Origin of the sequence: Nodosilinea sp. AN01ver1 (assembly GCF_050565655.1) — a bacterium.
Classification (GTDB): domain Bacteria; phylum Cyanobacteriota; class Cyanobacteriia; order Phormidesmidales; family Phormidesmidaceae; genus Nodosilinea.
This window is the reverse complement of the sequence record NZ_JBNXVS010000022.1, coordinates 1-18566: the sequence shown is the minus strand read 5'-3', so window position 1 is coordinate 18566 and position 18566 is coordinate 1. Positions and strand designations below refer to the sequence as shown.

The following is an 18566-nucleotide window of genomic DNA, read 5'->3' as shown; positions in this document are numbered from 1 at the left end:
GGGAAGGAGGCCCCCCTTAAAAAGGGAGGCGATGAATCCGGGTAGGGTGGGCACTGCCCACCGGACAATCTTGGGAAAAACAACCTACCCAACGCTGACTTCGATGGGAGCTTTGCCGTTGCCGTTGGTCGAGACAGAAACCGAAGGAATGCCGTAGTCACTACCCACGGCCCAGCCGCGCTCGACGCACTGGCGAATCAGCTTGCGGTAGGCCAGTTGCAGACTGTCGGAGGCCAGCAAAATTTCGCCCGTAAGGGGCACCACGCGCGGTACCTGGCTCTCGATCACCGCTTTGTCTTCGAGGTAGGTGTCGTTAGTGTTTTTGCGCGAGTTCCAGTCGGCCCAGGCCTGGGGCAAGAAGTTGCGCAGGCCAATCCACTTGGTCAAGGTGGTGTTTTCATCCACCGGAATGTTGCTGGCAAAGTAGATGTACTGATAACCCCGGAAGTTGAAATCGAGGTGGATGCGGTTGATGTTGGGCATGTGGGCGGTGAGCGTGGCGCTGGAGAAGGGGCGATCGCGCTTCACAATCAGCTTCAGCAGCCCGGCCCGCTTGGGTGGCTTTGAGATCGTGCGAGCGGTGGCGCTCCAATCCTCCATTTGCACCTCGTAGGGCGGCACCTCGGCATCGTCGCGCAGGTTGAAGAAAACAGAATGGACAAAGGGAGCATGGGAGCTATCCAACCCGCTTTCGACCACTCGGGTATAGTGGGCATTCCAGGTGTATTCGCCAGTAATCATCCGCCAGGCCGGGTCACCATACTCAGGCAGGGCCGGAATGGGCGGACGCTGCTCGGCGGGCAGGTCACCCACAAACAGCCACACCAGGCCGTAGCGCTCTTCTATCGGGAAAGAGTCTATCCGCGCCCGTTTGGGAATGGGGGTGCCCGCCTGGTCTGCCGGAATGTGAACGCAGGTGCCATCGGCCTCGTAGCGCCAGCCGTGGTAAGGACAGCGAATGCAGTTACCCTCAACCCAGCCCCCCGCCAGCGATGCGCCCCGGTGAATGCAGCGATCGCGCATCGCCACAACCTGACCATCCTCCCCCCGATAGAGCACGTAGTTTTCGCCCATTAGCTTTACGGGCGTCGGCGAGCCAGTTACAGCAGCGCTAAACTCAACGGCGTACCAGAAATTCTTGAGCATCGGGAGTCTCCTGGGGGTTGTGCAACCGCGTTTGATCACCGCTATGCCTATGAAAAAGCATGTCTACGGCAGCAAACTAGGTCTACGCAAAAGCTTGGTTTGAGATTGCCCAGAGATACTCAAAAAATCCCTGCTTTAGGACTTGAAACCCTTAATTTAGCTAAAAACCCCTAGACCTATGCAGCCAAGCGCAGCTATAGCCGCATAGGTCTAGGGGTAATTACGGATACCTCAATGCAGTGGAATTGCGGTTGCAGGCTGCCCTGTTCGAGGGCGATCGCGCCAACCAGCTAGAGCGTTTTGGTCTCTAAGGGCAAAAATACGGTCAGCACTTCTCCAGCCTGGGGGCGCTGCCGCACGATCAGCTTGCCGCCTAGGGCTTGAAACAGATTCTTGGTAGCGTTGAGATTTAGACTCAGGCCGCCGGTTTCGGGCTGAAACATGAGGAGCTGACCCAGCGCCTTAAAGGGCGATGCAAAGGGGTCATCCTGAGTTTGAGCCTGGGCATCATCGCCATCGGGAGGCTGAGACTGAAACTGAAGCTTGAGCTGATGGCCAGCCAGCGTCACCGCTAGCTCAATGTGGCTGTAGGGGGGCAGGCTGTGGGTAAAGCGGTCAATCAGCCCAGTTAGAACCTGCGTCAGCATGGCCGGGTCACTGTTGACCATCGGCAGGCAGGCAGGCACGTTCACCGTCAGATCAAGGTTGCGACGGCTGGCCTGCTGCTGCCAGCGAGGAATGGCATCGTCAAACAGCTGGTTGAGCGAAATGGCCGACAGGGGCGATCGCGGCCTGGGCGCGTGGTCAGTCTCTAGCTCTACAGCGCGAAAGATCAGACTGAAGCGATCGATCTGCTGGGTGCATTCTCGATCGATCTGCTGCAGGCGCTTGGCCACCTCACCGCCAATGTCTTTGCGCTTGAGCAGCGATCGCGTCAGGGTGCGAATGGTGGTCAGCGGCGTGCGAATTTCGTGAGCCATTGCTTTCAGCAGCTCGGTGTCAGGGCTGTCTTCAGGCGCTGGGGTAGGAGTTGGTTCAGCAAAGGCTGCCTGATTCACCCCAACTTTGATGTGGGGGCTAGGATCAGTCTGAAACGCCGCCAGTGTGGGGCGACCGGGCAGCGCCAGGGCAGGCATAATGCCGGCTGGAGGCCGAAACTCGGCACTCGCCTCTGGCTGAAAACGCTGGCGCAGCTGGGCCAGAAGTAGCTGACTGTAGCGGCTGACCAGCCGATAGTCAGGGGCAACCGGGGGAAACTGATCGAATAGGCGATCTAGCGAGGCTACCAGAGGTGGCCGGGTAGCAGAAACGCGATCGCGCAGCTGCTGCCACCCCTGGCCTACAACCTCTGGGTCAAAGGAAAACTGAAACTGGGGTAGCCCATTGGCAGCATAGCCCAGCACCAGCAGCAGGCTAAATCGGCGGGTTAGCAGTAGACAAAAACGCTCGCCAATCAGGGGATCGTGGTTCACCAAAGGCACCATTTGCAAATCACAGGCAGGGCCTTTAGTCCCCCCATACCCATGCCCTGGCAGTAGGGGGCGCGTTACCGAAAGAATTTGCTCCAGTGGTTCTGGCACCAGCAGCCAGTGGGAGAGCCGCTGCCCCATCAGGCGATCGGGCAGCACCGGAAACGGCCCTGACAGCACTCCCCCCATCAGCGGCATCAGTGCGCCTGTTGCAGGTGAATCTGGGCCTGAATCTGAAGGGAGTTCGAGCAACAGCTTAATTAGGGCCGTCAGCCCTCCCAACCATTCGTGCTCAGCCTGTAGGTGAGCCTGAGGTAAAGGGTCGCTACCGCCAAACGAGTCTGAGGGCGCACTATGCTGCCAATGGGCACCTTCTGTCCCGGCGATCGCAGGACTCTGCTGCTCATTGAGTAATGCACTAAGCGGGAGAAACTGCTGCACTAAGGCCTCACCTGTCTCTGCGATAGACTAACTGCGGCCCCTGAGCCACAGTTGGCAGGTTGCCCGCTCCAGACAACCCGCCATCTATTACGAGACTACGCCCTTAGCCACCGATTGAGCTATGGGTAGAACCGAACGGAAACCCGGCCATTCCCCCAGGGTGAGTTGAACCGATCGCGGTGAGACCTAGACAGGTATTTAAGTAAAGCACTCTTAGCCAAACCAGCTAGATGGAACTGCTTCCGCCTCAGTCCGCTCAACGCTGGGACGGCGCTGCCAAATTTCAGGCCGACCCAGTAGAGCATCAATGCCTTGGTGAATGAGCCGATTAATTTGGTCGTGCTGCTCAGAGGAATAGCAGTGCCCAGTCGATGTCATGTCGCAGGCAACACCGCTATCCATCGTCACGTAGACTACCGGCAGCCGCGCCAAAACGTAGGTTGTTAGTTTTTGACGCAGTTCAGGAACAGCAAAAACCTGACGATATTCGTAAAGCGGGTAAGCGGCTAAAATGTCGTCGATCTTATCCGTTACGATCGGTAAAGTTAGGTTGACAATCGTTTGGGTCATTGGGTTCAAACTCCAGGAAAGCTTATGGCGAGGTCAGGATTTGTTTCAACTATTTAGGTCAGGGATCAAGCTAAACAGTCCGAGAAAGGCGTCAAGCGAAGTTGAAACGCTGAAAAATTAATCTTCTAACCGGGACTGGCCAACTCGTAAATTGATTGAAAAAGTGTGGCCAAAGTCCAAAACTGAAACAGGCTTAAAGCGCCGAAGCGAAACACACCTCACCTCCATCAGGTATTCCCTATATAAACGCGACAGTGATGATGGTCCTACTTAAGTTTTAGAAAAAAATAATTATTCTCTTTCGGGTGATTACAAAAACTACGTAAAGCGCATCGTTTCTCAATCGTTGTTGTTTTTGCCAGGAGTGCTGGTCTCCCATTTGTTACGCAAGGCACTCGTTTTAGCAGATGTGCCCGGTTAAACACCGCTCCAAATTGTTGAGCGCCAAATTGCTGAAAGCATTGACTGTGTCGTTTCTGACCGGGCTAACACCAAATCTGAATCGCCTAACCCGATGCTCAACAGGCGGCTTGCGTAGGGGCAAAAAGCGTTTGCCCCTACGCAACTGGGTGGCCAAGGCGGATCCAGTATGAATTACAGTAGGACAGCCCAAGGTGACGCTACATTGGTTTCAGCAGGCGGGGTTGGAGGTAACGTTGGCATTACAGCGAGTTGTTTTACTGGTCTGTGGAGGCATGCATCCTCCTAGCTATACGGAGCAGATGCTCGCCACCATGGCTCCAGATCAGGTGTTGAACCAGCTCAGCGAGGTGATCTGCGCGCCCCAAAGCTCTCTGGGGGTGCTCTCACCCTTTGCCCTGCGCCAGACTCTCGAAGCTCACTTAGACGATACGACCCGATCTAGATCCACCCTCAAGACAGCACCTCCAGCGCTGTTGATTTGGGCGTTTAGCGCCGGCTGTGTGGGGGCTGTAGCGCTGGCAACCCACTGGCAGCGCCACCGTGGCCCTGTGCTGGCTCTGTTTATGGTGGATGGTTGGGGAGTGCCGCGCGACCCAGGGGTGCCAACGTACCGGCTCAGCCACGACTCTGTTACCCACAGCACCTCGCGCCGGCTGGGCGCAGGCGATGTCGATTTTTATGCCGAGCCAGCGGTGCCGCACCTAACCCTGTGGCGGCAGCCCCAGTTAGTCACGGGTTGGGCAGCGGAGACAGGCAAGGGGAGCGAAAGACTGAGCGCGGCGGATTTCCTATGTCGGCGATCGCGAGCGGCCATTCACCGCTACCGCACCCGTTACCAGGGCTTGACCAGCAGCTGAATATCAGCAGCTCATAACTCGTCGGCTAAAGTAGTAGACCCTGGGACCATAAAGACCCTAGCCTCTGCTGCTAATATGAGGAGAAATGTTCGTCATTTAACAGCATTTAGCAGCACCATTCCTGTAAAGCAGCGGCGGTGAGCCTTTCACTGCCCGTGTGGCCCAAGGGAGAAAATGTTCGCAATTTATTTTCTTCTTTAGCAATGCACTCTAGCCCTAGCCAAACCCAAGCACCCGCCGCTATGACGACTCCCATTGCCGCTCCTAACAGTGTTCTCGTGCGCCGCGCTTCCGGTGCCTTTGCCCTGATCGACAGCCTCAGACGGCATGGGGTAGAGCATATTTTTGGGTATCCTGGCGGGGCGATTTTGCCTATTTACGACGAACTGTACCGGGCCGAGGCGGCAGGGGGCATTAGCCACATTCTGGTGCGGCATGAGCAGGGCGGTACCCACGCCGCCGATGGCTACGCTCGCGCCACGGGTAAGGTGGGCGTTTGCTTTGGCACCTCTGGCCCTGGGGCCACTAACCTGGTCACCGGCATTGCCACTGCCCAGATGGACTCGGTGCCAATGGTGGTGATTACAGGCCAGGTACCCAGCCACGCGATCGGCAGCGATGCCTTTCAGGAAACCGATATTTTTGGCATTACGCTGCCGCTGGTCAAGCATTCCTATGTAGCCCGCACGCCGGATCAAATTCCCCGCATGGTGGCGGAGGCCTTTTACATTGCCCAAACGGGTCGCCCCGGCCCGGTGCTGATCGACATTCCCAAAGATATTGGCCTGGCAGAGTTTGACTACATACCGGTAGAGCCTGGGCAAGTCAACCTGCCCGGTTACAAGCCCACGGTTAAGGGCAATACGCGTCAGATTAACCCGGCCCTGCGGCTGCTGCGCCAGAGTGAGCGACCGCTGCTGTACGTCGGCGGTGGCGCAATTACGGCTGGAGCCCATGCGGAGATTCGCCGTCTGGCCGAGTACTTCCAAATTCCGGTGACGACGACGCTGATGGGCAAGGGTGCCTTCGACGAGCACCATCCGCTGGCCCTGGGCATGCTGGGTATGCACGGTACCGCCTACGCCAACTTTGCGGTTAGCGAGTGCGACCTGCTGATTGCGGTGGGGGCGCGCTTTGACGATCGCGTTACCGGCAAGCTCGACGAGTTTGCCTCCCGCGCCCAGGTCATTCACATTGATATTGACCCCGCAGAGGTGGGCAAAAATCGTACTCCCCAGGTGCCGATTGTGGGCGATGTGAAGCAGGTGCTGACCCATTTGCTCAACCGCTTAGAGGAAGAGAACCAGCTGCCGCCCCCCAACCAAACGGCGGCCTGGCGCGATCGCATTGACCGCTGGAAGCGCGACTACCCTCTGACGGTGCCCACCTACCCCGATGTGCTGTCGCCCCAGGAAGTGATTACGGAGCTGGCCACCCAGGCCCCCTATGCCTACTACACCACTGATGTGGGTCAGCACCAGATGTGGTCGGCCCAGTTTTTAAAGAATGGCCCGCGTCAGTGGGTGTCTAGCGCCGGGCTAGGCACGATGGGCTTTGGTATGCCCGCCGCGATGGGGGTGCAGGTGGCGCTGCCCAACGAAACGGTGATCTGCATTAGCGGCGACGCCAGCTTCCAGATGAATCTACAGGAGCTAGGTACCTTAGCCCAGTACAACATTCCGGTCAAAACCGTCGTTATTAACAACGGCTGGCAGGGCATGGTGCGCCAGTGGCAGCAGGCCTTCCACGGTGAGCGCTATTCGTCCTCAAATATGGAAATCGGTATGCCCGATTTTGAGCTGCTCGCCCAAGCCTACGGCATTAAGGGTATGGTGGTGCGCGATCGCAACGATCTCAGCGCCGCCGTCGCCACGATGCTGGCCCACGATGGTCCTGTACTGCTGGATGTGCGCGTGCGCCGCGATGAGAACTGCTACCCCATGGTCGCCCCCGGCAAAGGCAACCACCAGATGATCGGTCTACCCGAGGTGCACGGCATTGGTATAAGCAATGGCGCGGATCCCTGCGTCAGCTGCGGTCACCAAAATACCTCAACCAGCAATTTCTGCTCGGAGTGCGGTACAAAGCTATAGATTCTATAGCTTGAGGCAGTTTTGCCGGGCAATGGCCCAAATATTTCAGAATGCAGTATCCTGACTTCAGTTTCACTACTGGTGTGGGTCGTCTATGTCTGCTGCGCTGAAATCCTACGTGCCGCGTCCGGTGCCATCTCGGGCTCGGACAGCAACAGCCCTTGGCTCAGCGCGTCAGAGTGCTGCCGCTCTACCCGCAGAAACCAGACCTAGGGTTTCTGCGCCCGCAATACTGCCTACGGCACCAGGGCTAGATGCTTCTAGCCCCGTGGTACGGCGTCTGTCTCAGCTGAACTTGGTCTCGTCGGCTCTGGCTGTGTCGCTGGTATCCCTGACCCTACTCAGCTACGGCACGTCGGTCTACATTAACCGCCAGCTCAACCAGGTCAATCAGCGACTCAATCGACTGCAGCGCAGTGAGCAGCAGCTGACCACCGCTAACGAAGTGCTCAAAAATCATCTGGCTCATCAAGTCGAAGCCCCTGAAATGGGGTTTCTACCCCCTCAGCCTGGGAACGTCATTTTTCTGAAGCCCACGCCCCAAGCCGCTACAGCTCAGGTACCCGCTTCGGTAGTTCACCGATTTGCCTTGCCCAAAGTAGATGTGCCCCTGGGTTACTAAGCGCTAGCCCACTCTTTACCTATGTTTCGATATGGCTAGTTCTGCCTACTCTGCTCGCCGTCGCCGCCGCAAACGAACTCGCCCCCCCGCTGTCGTCGCCTTTAACCCAGCGACGACCCGAGTGCGGGTGCTCATAGTATGGGGGTTGCTGTTGCTGGCTATGGTGGCGATCGCAGGGCGGTTGGCATGGCTACAGCTAGCCCAGGGCGATACCCTAACCAGTTTGGCCCAGCAGCAGCGGCTTTCACCCTCGGTGCAGCGGCAGGTGCGCCACTCAATCGTCGATAGCCAGGGCAACGTGCTGGCTGTTGACCAGGTGGTCTATACCCTCTACGCCCACCCTCGCCTCTTCGACCTCACAATGCAGGAGGTAGCCGCCGCCCTTAGCCCGCTGCTTGAGACATCAGAATCTAAACTAATCGGCCAGTTTAGCCGCCAGCCGACGGGTATTCGTCTCGTTGACGGGCTGAGCGAAGCCACCGTTGACCGCATTCGAGCCCTGCGCCTGAACGGGCTAGAGCTGCAACCCCAGCAGCAGCGATTTTACCCTCAGCAGCAGCTGTTTGCCCCCATAGTCGGATTTGTCAATATTGATGGTCAGCCCCAGGCCGGACTAGAAATTGCCTACCAGGAGCAGCTTTCCCTGGCTCCCCCCGTAGAACCACCCCAGAGCGAGACGAGCGCTGAGGTCGAGGTCTACGGCCCCCCGGTAGAGCTGCTCACACAAGCCTCAGCAGAGGCTTCTGACCCCAAGGCTGACCGCCCAGAAGTCGCTGCTTCGGGCGATTCTGCGCTGGCTGGCAATGTTAGTCTGCGCCTTACCCTAGACAGTCGCCTACAGCGGGCGGCTCAGCAGGAGTTGCAGGCAACGGTCGATCGCCACCATGCCAAGCGGGGTACCGTTATGGTGATGGATGCCCACAGCGGCGAAATGCTGGCTCTGGCCAGCGTGCCCACCTACGACCCCAACCAGTATTACAAAGCCGATCTCAGCGACCTCAGAAGCTGGGTAATCAGCGATCTCTACGAACCGGGGTCAACTTTTAAACCGATCAACATTGCGATCGCCCTCGAAGCTGGGCTGATTACTCCCGACGAAATGGTTAACGACAGTGGCCAGATGCAGTTCGGCGAGTGGAAAATTAGAAACCACGACTATGCCACCGCTGGCGGGCGAGGGCCAATTTCGATCACCGACGTGCTGAAGTATTCCAGCAACGTGGGTATGGTGCGGATTATGCAAAAAATGCCCGCTGCCGACTACTACACCTGGCTCCAACGCCTTGGCCTTGATCAGGCCACCGGCATTGACCTACCCGCCGAAGCCGCCGGGCAGATGAAAGACCACGAACAGTTTGTCAAAAGTAAAGTAGAGCCAGCTACAACAGCCTTTGGACAGGGCTTCTCGCTGTCGCCAATTAAAATGATGCAGCTGCAGGCCACCCTGGCGAACGGCGGCAAGCTGGTTACTCCCCACGTGGTAAGCGGCATGATCACCGACGACGGCCAGGAGGTTTGGACTCCAGACAGGCCTGCGCCCAAGCCTATTTTTTCGCCCCAAACCACGCAGCAGGTACTCACCATGATGGAAGCTGTGGTAGATGAGGGCACCGGCAGCCCTGCCAAACTACCCGGCTACCGAATCGGAGGCAAAACCGGCACGGCCCAAAAGGCCGCCGCCTCTGGGGGCTACGGCCGAGGGCGAGTCACCAGCTTTGTCGGTATCTTGCCCATCGACGCACCCCGCTACGTGGTGCTGGCCGTGATTGATGAACCCCAAGGCGATGATGCCTACGGATCGACCGTAGCAGCACCCCTGGTGAAAAAGGTGACTGAAGCTCTGGTCGTCTTAGAAGGTCTGCCCCCCTCAGCACCTAAGCCTTAAAGTAATCGTCCCCTGAGCGGAGTCGTTGGCAAAGCCGCCCCAGAGAGGTTAGGGGATATCTCGGCTGGGTTTGGCTTTCTCCCTTTGGGAGACGTTCTACGTTGGCGTAGCCTGTCCAAAGGACAAACGACTCTGCTCAGCCAGCCTAGTTCTAGGGACGCTGACGCATTGAGCGGCACAAGAATTAGGGTCTTAAAATTCCGACTCCGCGACTGTGCCGCCCAGGTTTTCGACAATGGAGCGAGTGTTGGCGGCCATCATTTTTAGGTAGGTATCACCATCGCTGCCGGGGGCACCCGTCGAGTCAGAGTAGAGCTGGGCTGGGGCCAGCGCAACACCGGCCTCGTTCGCTACGGTCGTAATTAGCCGGGGGTTGATGGTAGTTTCAGCAAAAATGGCGGGTACCCCCAGCTCCTGAATAGACGTCACTAGCTCCTGCACAGTGCGGGCGCTGGGCTGCTCTTCGGTGCTGAGACCAATCAGAGTGCCTGCCACCGTCAGGCCGTAGGCGCGCGCATAGTACTGAAAGGCATCGTGGGTGGTCACGAGCTGTCGCTGGTCAGGGGGAATGGTGGCCGTTTGCGCCTCAATCCAGGTGTGAAGCTGGTTCAATTCGTCGATGTAGGCGGCAGCGTTTTGGGTAAACAAAGCTTCCTGCTCCGGGGCTAGCTCGATCAGCTGATCGCGAATGGCCTCAACCATGGGCACCGCATTGCTAACATCGCCCCACACGTGGGGGTCAGGTACGGTGCTATGGCTCGTTTCTAGGTCTAAGGGTGGTACTACTTCGCCAACGGCAAACCGGCGGGCATTGACCCCAGCCGCGTTAAGCAAACGAATGAGGTTGGGCTCCAGGTTGTAGCCGTTGTAGAGAATGAGATCGGCCTGTTCGAAGGCAATGCTGTCGGCAGGCACCGGCTCGTATACGTGGGGATCGGCACCGGGCTGCAAGATGCCGGTCAGCTCAATTTGGTCGCCGCCGACTTCGGTAGCCCAGTCAGCAATCAGGGTACTGGTGGCGACGACGGCAGGGAGGTCGTCCCCCGCCGCTGCCCCGTCAGGAGCCGATGTCCCTCTTCCGGTCGCATCGCAGCCTATCAATCCTAGCCCTGCGGCAAATACCACGGTCGCTAAGCACGCATACCTTGAAACTATATTCATTCGTTGCATAGACCATATTTCATATTCCTTTCATTTTTACGATACAATACCTTTCATAATCGTTTCATTTTTGAACTTGATCCTCCCTGCCAAACGGTTGAGGGGTGGGTCAGACTAGACTTTCCAGGTCCTGCCCAGCGGCAGCATTTGCCTTAGGCAGGGATGGTAAGAGTCATGCCCGAAACTTAGGCCCGCGCTGGACATACTGCTATGGCAACTTCTCCTCAAATTACGGTTGACCACCTCAGCGTCAACTATCGCGACGTACAGGCGCTGCGAAACGTTAATATGACTATCCGGCCTGGCAAGATGGTGGGCATTTTTGGCCCCAATGGGGCGGGCAAGAGCACGCTGATTAAAGCCATGCTGGGGTTGATGCCGGTCGTGACCGGGCGCGTAACCTACGGCGACGATGCCCTGGCCCATCAGCTCGATCGCGTGGCCTATGTACCCCAGCGATCGCAGATCGACTGGACCTTTCCCGCTACTGTGTGGGACGTGGTGATGATGGGCCGGGTGAAAAAAACTGGCTGGTTTAACCGCTTTTCGGCCAGCAGCCGCCAGCTGGCGACGGCGGCGCTAGAGCGGGTGGGCATGCTGGAGTACCGCGATCGCCCCATTGGTGCCCTGTCGGGCGGTCAGCAGCAGCGGGTGTTTCTGGCCCGCGCCCTGGCCCAGGAGGCAAAAATTTTCTGCTTTGACGAACCCTTTGTGGGGGTGGATCAAAAAACTGAAACCGTGCTGTTCACCATCTTTCGAGAGCTGGCTGAGGCCGGAAACATTGTCATGGTGGTCAACCACGACCTGGGCGAGTCGATTACCAATTTTGACCAGCTGATTTTGCTCAACAAAGAGCTAGTTGCCGCTGGCCCCCGCGACTGGGTGCTCACCCGCGACAACATGACCCGCGCCTATGGCGGCCACGTGGGCTTCTTTGGCCATGCTGCTTAATCTGGCGGTATTGAATTGGTTCTTTGAACCCTTGCAGTTTGCCTTTATGCAGCGATCGCTGGCGGTTGCGATCATGGTGGGCATTATTTGCTCGGTGGTGGGCAGCTACCTGATGGTGCAGCGGCTGGCCCTGCTGGGCGATGCGATTAGCCACTCGGTGCTGCCGGGGCTGGCGATCGCGTTTTTGCTCGGGGTCAATATTTTTGTGGGGGCCTTTATCGCTGGAGTGATCAGCACGGTGATCATTGGCTGGATTCACACGCGATCGCCCATCAAAGAAGATGCGGCGATGGGCATTGTGTTTTCGGCCTTCTTTGCCCTGGGCATTACGCTGATTACTACTATTCAAAAAGACAACAAAATCGACCTCAACCACTTTCTATTTGGCAACATTCTGGGCGTTACGGTTGGGGACGTGCGCGATACGGCCATCATTGCCGCCCTAGTACTAGTTGCTGTTTTTCTGCTCTACAAAGAGCTGCTGTTCTACAGTTTTGACCCCCTTGGAGCCCAGGCCAGCGGCCTACCCACGGGCCTGCTGAACGCGGGGCTGATGGTGCTGATCGCCCTGACGGTCGTAGCCAGCATGAAGGTGGTAGGGGTGATTTTGGTGCTGTCGTTGCTGATTGCGCCAGGGGCCACCGCCTACCTGCTGGTGCCGCGCCTGCACCAGGTCATGCTGCTGGGGGCTGCGATCGGCGTCTTCTCCAGCGTTAGCGGTATGTACTTGAGCTACTACGTCAACCTGCCCTCGGGGCCAGCGATCGTGATGGTGGTATCGGCCCTATTTGCCCTGTCGTTTTTGTTTAGCCCTCGCCACGGGGTGCTGGTGGGGCCGAGGCGAGGACGGCCCTGGCAAAGGCTACGGTCGCTGCTGCTTTCCAAAGATTCCCGTCCCTAGTTGCCCTTACCCGCAAGGGCAGATCGGTAACGCGCAGCCTCAACACCTAAAATAGATTCATTTCCGCACGGCTCGCCGATCAGTCTGCACTATGGTTCAGCTCAAACAGCGCTTTCAAAGCTTTGAAGACTACCTGGCCTACGACGATGGGACAGAGACCCTGTACGAGCTATTTAACGGAGAGTTGATTGAGGTGCCGCCAGAGTCTGGTTTCAACGTTGAAACGGCGAACTTCCTTTTTGCAGTACTGCTGCCTCTAGTCGGCCACCGCTGTCTTAGAGGACATGGCTTGGAGCTAGAAGTCCGGGGAGAACCCAGGAATCGCTATCCTGATCTCACGGTCATTTACGCAGAGCAAGCCGATCTGCTGCGGCGACGAAACACGCTGCGGATCTCGATGGGGCCACCGATGTTAGTGGTTGAGATTGTTAGCCCAGGAGAAGTGCAGCGCAACCGAGATTACATAGCCAAGCGAGGCCAGTATCAAGACTTAGGTATACCTGAATACTGGCTTGTGGATCCGCAGACAGCTACTATCTTGGTTTTAGAACTGCGGGAGGGGATTTATTGCGAAGCGGCGACGTTTAGCGGTGAGGATGAGCTGCGATCGCTCCAGCTTGGCTCCCTCAATGTGACGGCTCAAGACTTATTTGAGGCTGCTGCTTCACAAGAATAAACAACTTTACTTATAGCTGCGCTGGGTGAGCTGCACATTTTCAAAGTCGAGATCTTCGCGGTGCAGCTGGGGAGTACGCCCCTCGCCCATGTATTCCCACGCGGCTACAAACGCATAGTGCTCATCGTCGCGCTTGGCCTCGCCGTCGGCGGTCTGGTATTCTTCGCGAAAATGGCCACCGCAGGACTCTTCGCGTTGCAGAGCGTCGCGTGCCATTAGCTCAGCCAGGTCGATAAAGTCGGCGACGCGCCCGGCAAACTCCAGGTTTTTATTCAGGGTATTGGCCTGGCCGGGGAGTTTGAGATTTTGCCAGTACTCGGCCCGCAGGTCTTGAATTTGTGCGATCGCACTTTCCAGCCCCTCCCGGTTCCGCGCCATCCCCACGTAATCCCACACAATGCGGCCCAGCTCGCGGTGAAACTCCATCACCGTCTTGCTGCCACCGATACTCAGCAGCTTGGTGATGCGGGCCTTGGCGCTGGCCTCGGCTTCCCCAAAAGCGTCATCGTCAGTGCTCACTGCGGGCAAAGACTGCCCCGCAATGTAGTCACCCAAGGTGTAGGGAATCACAAAATAGCCATCCGCCAGGCCCTGCATCAGCGCGCTGGCTCCCAGCCGATTTGCGCCGTGGTCTGAGAAATTCGCTTCACCCAGCACAAACAGGCCGGGAATGGTGCTCATCAGGTGGTAGTCAACCCACAGGCCGCCCATGGTGTAATGCACGGCGGGGTAGATGCGCATCGGCGTTGCATAAGGGTTTTCGCCCGAGATGCGCTGGTACATGTCGAACAGGTTGCCGTAGCGGGCGGCGATGGTGTCGCGGCCCTGGGATGCGATCGCGTCCCGAAAATCTAAATACACCGCCAGCCCGGTTTCGCCCACGCCGCGCCCCTCATCGGTCATCGACTTGGCATTGCGCGAGGCTACATCGCGGGGCACCAGGTTGCCAAAGGCGGGGTAGCGAGTTTCTAGGTAATAGTCGCGCTCGTCGTCGGGAATGTCGTCGGGATGGCGGGTATCGCCCGGCTTTAGCGGCACCCACACCCGCCCATCGTTGCGCAGGCCCTCGCTCATCAGCGTCAGTTTAGACTGGTAATCGCCTGACACCGGAATGCAGGTGGGGTGAATCTGCGTATAGCAGGGGTTGGCAAAGTAAGCCCCGCGCCGATGGCAGCGCCAGGCCGCCGTTACGTTAGAGTTTTTCGCGTTGGTCGAGAGGTAGTACACATTGCCGTAGCCCCCGGTGCACAGCAGCACCGCATCTCCAGCGTAGCGCTCGTATTCGCCCGTCACCAGGTTGCGCACCACAATGCCCCGCGCTTTGCCGTCCGCGACCACCAGCTCCAGCATTTCGCGGCGCGGGTAGACCTCGATCTTGCCCGCTTGCACCATCCGCATCATGGCGCTGTAGGCTCCGAGAAGCAGCTGCTGCCCGGTCTGCCCCTTAGCGTAGAAGGTGCGCGACACCTGGGCACCGCCAAAGGAGCGGTTGTCGAGCAGGCCGCCGTACTCCCGCGCAAAGGGCACCCCCTGGGCCACGCACTGGTCAATAATGCCGCTGCTGATTTCCGCCAGCCGATGCACGTTGGCCTCGCGCGAGCGGTAGTCGCCGCCTTTGATGGTGTCGTAGAACAGCCGCCACACGCTGTCACCATCGTTGGGGTAATTTTTCGTGGCGTTGATGCCCCCCTGGGCGGCAATGCTGTGGGCGCGGCGCGGCGAGTCTTGAATGCAAAAGCTTTTGACGTTGTAGCCCAACTCGGCCAGGGTAGCCGCTGCTGAGGCCCCCGCCAGCCCAGTGCCGACAATGAGAATGGTGTGCTTGGCCTTATTTTTGGGGCTGACCAGGCGACAGTGGTCTTTGAAATCGCTCCACTTTTGGTTCAGCGGGCCAGCGGGAATGCGGGGGTCGAGCATGGGGATGGGGGGAAGATGAGGCGCAGCGTATACCCTCATTTTAGACCTGTCAGCCTGTTGGCGCTCAGCCCAACTGCACCGCGCTGAGGTCACGCAGGGTTAAGCACGGCGATGGAGAATGATATTGAAGTTTTCATCGTCTGCTGGGGGCTGAAAGTAGGCCGTGATGGCGTCAAACTCGGCATCGCTTGTAAATGCTGTGCCTGCGGGCAGCACCTTGCTTCGCTCCCGCAGCTGGCGCTTGCACAACTCGTCGGGTACATCGACATAGTGCAACTCATGGTCGGCGCTGGCGCTTTCAAAGAGCTGCCGAAACCAGGCGCGCTGATTTTGGGTATTGCCAGGAAAGTCGAGCACAACCGAGATGCCCTTGCAGAGCAGCGAGACGATGTGCGGTGTCAGCGCGTCCCTCAGCCGGGACGAATACTTGATAAAGTCAGGGATGTCTGCGATTTCACCCGGAAATAATGTGGTCAGCAGCTCGTCTTGCACCATCAAAATGGCGTCTTCGCGCTGCGCAATTTTTCGAGCCAGGGTCGATTTGCCTGCCGCCATTTTGCCGCAGAAGAAGATGAGTTTTCCCGACTGTTGCATATCTCAATCTAGCGTTGGGAGGTAGGCCTACCGATCTTAACCCTTGACAATTAAGCGTAGTGCAATGAGGGTAGCACGGGGTGGCGCGATCGCTAATCCTGTGGTTTATTTGGCTCTGCTGTTTGGGGCAGAGCTGGCAAATTGGCTAATTCGCGCTTTGTGGAGCAAGGATTATGAGTAATGCAGAAACAGCGATCGGCAAAGTGCTGCTCATCGGTGTGACGGGGGGCACGGGCAGCAATGCCGTGAAAGGATTGCTCGAACAAGAGGTCACCAGCCTGCGTGCCATTACTCGCAACATCCATCCTGGGCGGCCTTCTCTGGCTCAGCTACACCGCAGCGGTGTTGAGCTAGTTGAAGCCGATCTTGATGATGAGTCTTCACTGCAAGCCGCTTTTGCAGGTGTTTCAGCGGTTTACTGTCACGCCTTGGCTCCAGATTTGGCTAAGCCTGACCCTCAAGAAGTTGCCAGGGCACAGCGAGTTGCCCAGGCTGCAAAGCAGGCCAATGTTAGCCACGTTGTCTACAATTCGGCGGGAGGAGCCGATCGCAAGTCTGGCATTCCCCACATTGAGCAAAAATATCGGGTAGAGCAAATCTTCAAGCAGGCCAACTTGCCCACAACAATGCTGCGCGCTTGCTTATTCATGGAGGAATTTTGGAAGCAGTACGCTCGCCCGTCTATTCTCAAGGGGTCTTTTTCTTTCGCGGTTCAACCTGATAAACCGCTGCATCTCATTACAACCAAAGATATGGGGCGAGTGGCGGCGCACGTGATGAAGCACCGTTCTGAATATCTAGGCAAAGAAATCGAGCTGGCTGGAGACATGTTAACTCCCCAACAGATGACAGAAGCGTTTGCTGTCGCGCAAGGAAGCCCTGTGGTCTATAAAGCAGTGCCTCCCTGGATTTTCTTGCTTTTGTTTCGCAAGTCGCTGTTCGATTTAATTCAGTGGTATCGCAAGCAGGGCTATCAGGCGGATGTCTCTGCTTTGAGAGAGGAATTTCCTGGGCTGCTAACCACATTTACTGATTTTTTGGCAGAGACCCATTGGGCAAATGCTGAGTTGAGGTACCAGGACTTATAAACGTTCTAAGGGTACTTACGAGTGCTGAAACCTGACGTTATCAGCCAATTAAGTATTGACATAGCCGTTGCGCGTCACGCTTCGCGATTTAGATACTTGATCGAATTGCTCTAGGAGGACTGGCACCTTCGGCAACGGCTGCAATCACCTGCTGATAGAGTTTTGGAATTGCAAGATCGGGGAAAAACTGGCTGGACTCTGTTGGACTATATCCCTGAAGGGTTAGAGCAAAAATTGCTAAAACATCCCCTCGAATCAGCCATACTTCAGGAACCTTAAAAAGTTCGTAGTCGGCGATATTGGTGAAGTTAGTCACATCTACTTCAACTGCAATATCGGGTGGCGGATCAGTTGCTAAAACAATTCGGCTTTTGCCGCTTACCGCTGCCCAGTTGCTGAGCCAAAAACAATGGTCGGGTTCGATGCCTGCCTGTTCAGGAATTTGCAGGGTGACGGGCGTTGTTCGCACGTAGTCGCGCAGCTGCTGATTGAGAATAGCAACAATTAGATCAGCAACAATGGCATCTAGCTGGCCGTGCTCAAAGGTTGGCGTCTTGAGAGTCAGGTATCCATTAGCATACTTAAGACGCGGAGTACTGTGGGCACCTCTGCTCGCAGCTAGTTGCTGGTACTCGGCCCAACTCATGGGGATGGTTGCCACTGAGCCATCTGGTAAAGCCTTGATAGGCGCGATCGCGATCATACCTCTGCACCAAAGCCGTTCTACTGCATTGATTATAGGCTGCCGGTCAGCGGCTCGATTACCGTCGCTGCGGCCTTTGGAGCTGGAAACTTATCGTGAAACCTACGGTTCCAAGCGTCTGGTGGCGTCGCGATCGCGCTCATACCGCCTGGCCAGCGGAAACGACGGCAGCCACGACTCGCGACGGATAGTCCAGTTTTCGTAGGTGGGCATCAGCTGGTCGGGGGCATCCAGGCAGCCCAGGTGCACTTCGATTTCATCATCGGCGCGGGCAAAAACGGATGAGCCGCAGCGAGGGCAGAAGAATTGCCCGTTGTAGTCGCGGGTTTCGCCAGCGATGGTTACGGCAGCTTGAGGGAAGATTGCGGCGGCGTAGAAGAGGGCTCCATGATGTTTGCGGCAGTCGAGACAGTGACAGAGGCCAACTCGGTATGGCAGCCCTGCTGCCACAAGTCGAACATTGCCGCACAGACAACCGCCAGTGAATTGCTCCATAAGCGTACAATAGAAAAAGTAGCGAGAAATTGGGCTATGAGCATTGTTGTTCCCGATGAGATCTTAACTGCTACTCGCATGACTGAAGCTGAAATGCGTCAGGAGATCGCTGTGATGCTCTTTCAGCGTGAAAAGCTTACCCTTGCCCAAGCCAGTCGTTTTGCAACAATGCACCGCGTCGCCTTTCAACACCTGCTCGCCAGTCGACACATCCCAGTGCATTACGGGGTAGAAGATTTTGAACAGGACATTCAAAACCTGCGGGAGATGGGTAGATTGTGATTATTGTCAGCGACACATCACCCATCAATAACCTCGCTGCAATCAATCACCTTTACCTCCTACACCAACTGTACGGAACAGTTTTGATTCCTGAAGCCGTTTATCGAGAACTAACTGACCCTAATTTTCCTGTTGCAGGTGCGACTGAAGTACAAACCTTTGACTCAGGGCCATTTCATTCTCAAGGAAGGCTGAAGATGCTAGAGTTTCAGGCTGATTCATCTTTTCCTTAGGCTCTATGCATCTTTCTCCTCCATCCCCTGCTACGGTTCCCCAAACCCACCCCGAGTCG

Annotated in this window: 17 protein-coding genes and 1 pseudogene; 10 read left to right on the top strand and 8 right to left on the bottom strand. The window is 57.0% G+C overall.

Annotated features, from left to right (window positions below; all coding sequences use genetic code 11):
- Window positions 1-84 precede the first annotated feature (84 nt).
- From ACQ4N7_RS17025 to ACQ4N7_RS17015, 3 genes are all read right to left on the bottom strand, one after another.
- Window positions 85-1146 (bottom strand): Rieske 2Fe-2S domain-containing protein, encoded by a 1062-nt coding sequence (locus ACQ4N7_RS17025; RefSeq protein WP_430712692.1) that lies wholly within the window; start codon window positions 1144-1146, stop codon window positions 85-87.
- Between the two features lie 290 nt (window positions 1147-1436).
- Entirely contained in the window at window positions 1437-3056 is a 1620-nt protein-coding gene (locus tag ACQ4N7_RS17020; protein WP_430712691.1) for a sensor histidine kinase, read from the bottom strand.
- A 213-nt stretch (window positions 3057-3269) separates the two neighbouring features.
- A complete protein-coding gene (locus tag ACQ4N7_RS17015) occupies window positions 3270-3626 on the bottom strand; it encodes a late competence development ComFB family protein (protein WP_430712690.1) in 357 nt (118 codons plus the stop codon).
- Window positions 3627-4321: 695 nt separating this feature from the next.
- Between ACQ4N7_RS17015 and ACQ4N7_RS17010 the strand changes: the two genes are divergently transcribed.
- The 4 genes from ACQ4N7_RS17010 to ACQ4N7_RS16995 all read left to right on the top strand — a co-directional run bounded on the left by ACQ4N7_RS17010 (window position 4322) and on the right by ACQ4N7_RS16995 (window position 9506).
- On the top strand, window positions 4322-4906 hold the full coding sequence (locus ACQ4N7_RS17010; RefSeq protein WP_430712689.1) for a hypothetical protein: 585 nt from the start codon (window positions 4322-4324) through the stop codon (window positions 4904-4906).
- A gap of 242 nt (window positions 4907-5148) precedes the next feature.
- Complete coding sequence (gene ilvB, locus ACQ4N7_RS17005; protein ID WP_430712688.1) at window positions 5149-6999, top strand: biosynthetic-type acetolactate synthase large subunit; 1851 nt, start codon at window positions 5149-5151, stop codon at window positions 6997-6999.
- A gap of 268 nt (window positions 7000-7267) precedes the next feature.
- Window positions 7268-7621, top strand: coding sequence for a hypothetical protein (locus ACQ4N7_RS17000; protein WP_430712687.1), 354 nt, complete (start codon window positions 7268-7270; stop codon window positions 7619-7621).
- A gap of 31 nt (window positions 7622-7652) precedes the next feature.
- Window positions 7653-9506 (top strand): peptidoglycan D,D-transpeptidase FtsI family protein, encoded by a 1854-nt coding sequence (locus ACQ4N7_RS16995; RefSeq protein WP_430712686.1) that lies wholly within the window; start codon window positions 7653-7655, stop codon window positions 9504-9506.
- Between the two features lie 192 nt (window positions 9507-9698).
- On the opposite strand, the gene ACQ4N7_RS16990 is transcribed toward ACQ4N7_RS16995, so the two are convergent.
- Window positions 9699-10676: a metal ABC transporter solute-binding protein, Zn/Mn family gene (locus tag ACQ4N7_RS16990; protein ID WP_430712685.1), complete on the bottom strand. Its 978-nt coding sequence runs from the start codon at window positions 10674-10676 to the stop codon at window positions 9699-9701.
- A gap of 201 nt (window positions 10677-10877) precedes the next feature.
- Here ACQ4N7_RS16990 and ACQ4N7_RS16985 point away from each other — a divergent pair, with 201 nt between their 5' ends.
- The 3 genes from ACQ4N7_RS16985 to ACQ4N7_RS16975 all read left to right on the top strand — a co-directional run bounded on the left by ACQ4N7_RS16985 (window position 10878) and on the right by ACQ4N7_RS16975 (window position 13195).
- A complete protein-coding gene (locus ACQ4N7_RS16985; RefSeq protein ID WP_430712684.1) occupies window positions 10878-11618 on the top strand; it encodes a metal ABC transporter ATP-binding protein in 741 nt (246 codons plus the stop codon).
- The gene (locus tag ACQ4N7_RS16980; protein WP_430712769.1) at window positions 11608-12519 is read left to right on the top strand and encodes a metal ABC transporter permease; all 912 of its coding nucleotides are present in this window, start codon (window positions 11608-11610) and stop codon (window positions 12517-12519) included. The genes ACQ4N7_RS16985 and ACQ4N7_RS16980 overlap by 11 nt, the downstream gene beginning before the upstream one ends.
- Before the next feature lie 91 nt (window positions 12520-12610).
- Window positions 12611-13195 (top strand): Uma2 family endonuclease, encoded by a 585-nt coding sequence (locus ACQ4N7_RS16975; RefSeq protein WP_430712683.1) that lies wholly within the window; start codon window positions 12611-12613, stop codon window positions 13193-13195.
- A gap of 6 nt (window positions 13196-13201) precedes the next feature.
- Here the strand turns inward: ACQ4N7_RS16975 and ACQ4N7_RS16970 are convergent, their stop codons facing one another.
- Both ACQ4N7_RS16970 and ACQ4N7_RS16965 read right to left on the bottom strand, forming a co-directional pair.
- Window positions 13202-15112, bottom strand: a complete 1911-nt coding sequence (locus ACQ4N7_RS16970; protein ID WP_430712682.1) for a fumarate reductase/succinate dehydrogenase flavoprotein subunit — start codon at window positions 15110-15112, stop codon at window positions 13202-13204.
- 99 nt (window positions 15113-15211) lie between these two features.
- Window positions 15212-15706, bottom strand: coding sequence for an AAA family ATPase (locus ACQ4N7_RS16965; RefSeq protein WP_430712681.1), 495 nt, complete (start codon window positions 15704-15706; stop codon window positions 15212-15214).
- A 173-nt stretch (window positions 15707-15879) separates the two neighbouring features.
- Between ACQ4N7_RS16965 and ACQ4N7_RS16960 the strand changes: the two genes are divergently transcribed.
- A complete protein-coding gene (locus tag ACQ4N7_RS16960; protein WP_430712680.1) occupies window positions 15880-16794 on the top strand; it encodes an NmrA family NAD(P)-binding protein in 915 nt (304 codons plus the stop codon).
- A gap of 88 nt (window positions 16795-16882) precedes the next feature.
- Here ACQ4N7_RS16960 and ACQ4N7_RS16955 read toward each other — a convergent pair whose 3' ends face one another.
- Both ACQ4N7_RS16955 and ACQ4N7_RS16950 read right to left on the bottom strand, forming a co-directional pair.
- Window positions 16883-17497 (bottom strand): Uma2 family endonuclease, encoded by a 615-nt coding sequence (locus tag ACQ4N7_RS16955; protein ID WP_430712679.1) that lies wholly within the window; start codon window positions 17495-17497, stop codon window positions 16883-16885.
- A gap of 102 nt (window positions 17498-17599) precedes the next feature.
- A complete protein-coding gene (locus tag ACQ4N7_RS16950; RefSeq protein WP_430712678.1) occupies window positions 17600-17992 on the bottom strand; it encodes a GFA family protein in 393 nt (130 codons plus the stop codon).
- A 36-nt stretch (window positions 17993-18028) separates the two neighbouring features.
- On the opposite strand from ACQ4N7_RS16950, the gene ACQ4N7_RS16945 reads away from it, so the two are divergent.
- Complete coding sequence (locus tag ACQ4N7_RS16945; protein ID WP_430712677.1) at window positions 18029-18274, top strand: UPF0175 family protein; 246 nt, start codon at window positions 18029-18031, stop codon at window positions 18272-18274.
- A pseudogene (locus ACQ4N7_RS16940) lies at window positions 18271-18438 on the top strand (DUF3368 domain-containing protein); the annotation flags it as partial. The gene ACQ4N7_RS16945 and the pseudogene ACQ4N7_RS16940, both read left to right, overlap by 4 nt.
- Window positions 18439-18566: the final 128 nt, after the last annotated feature.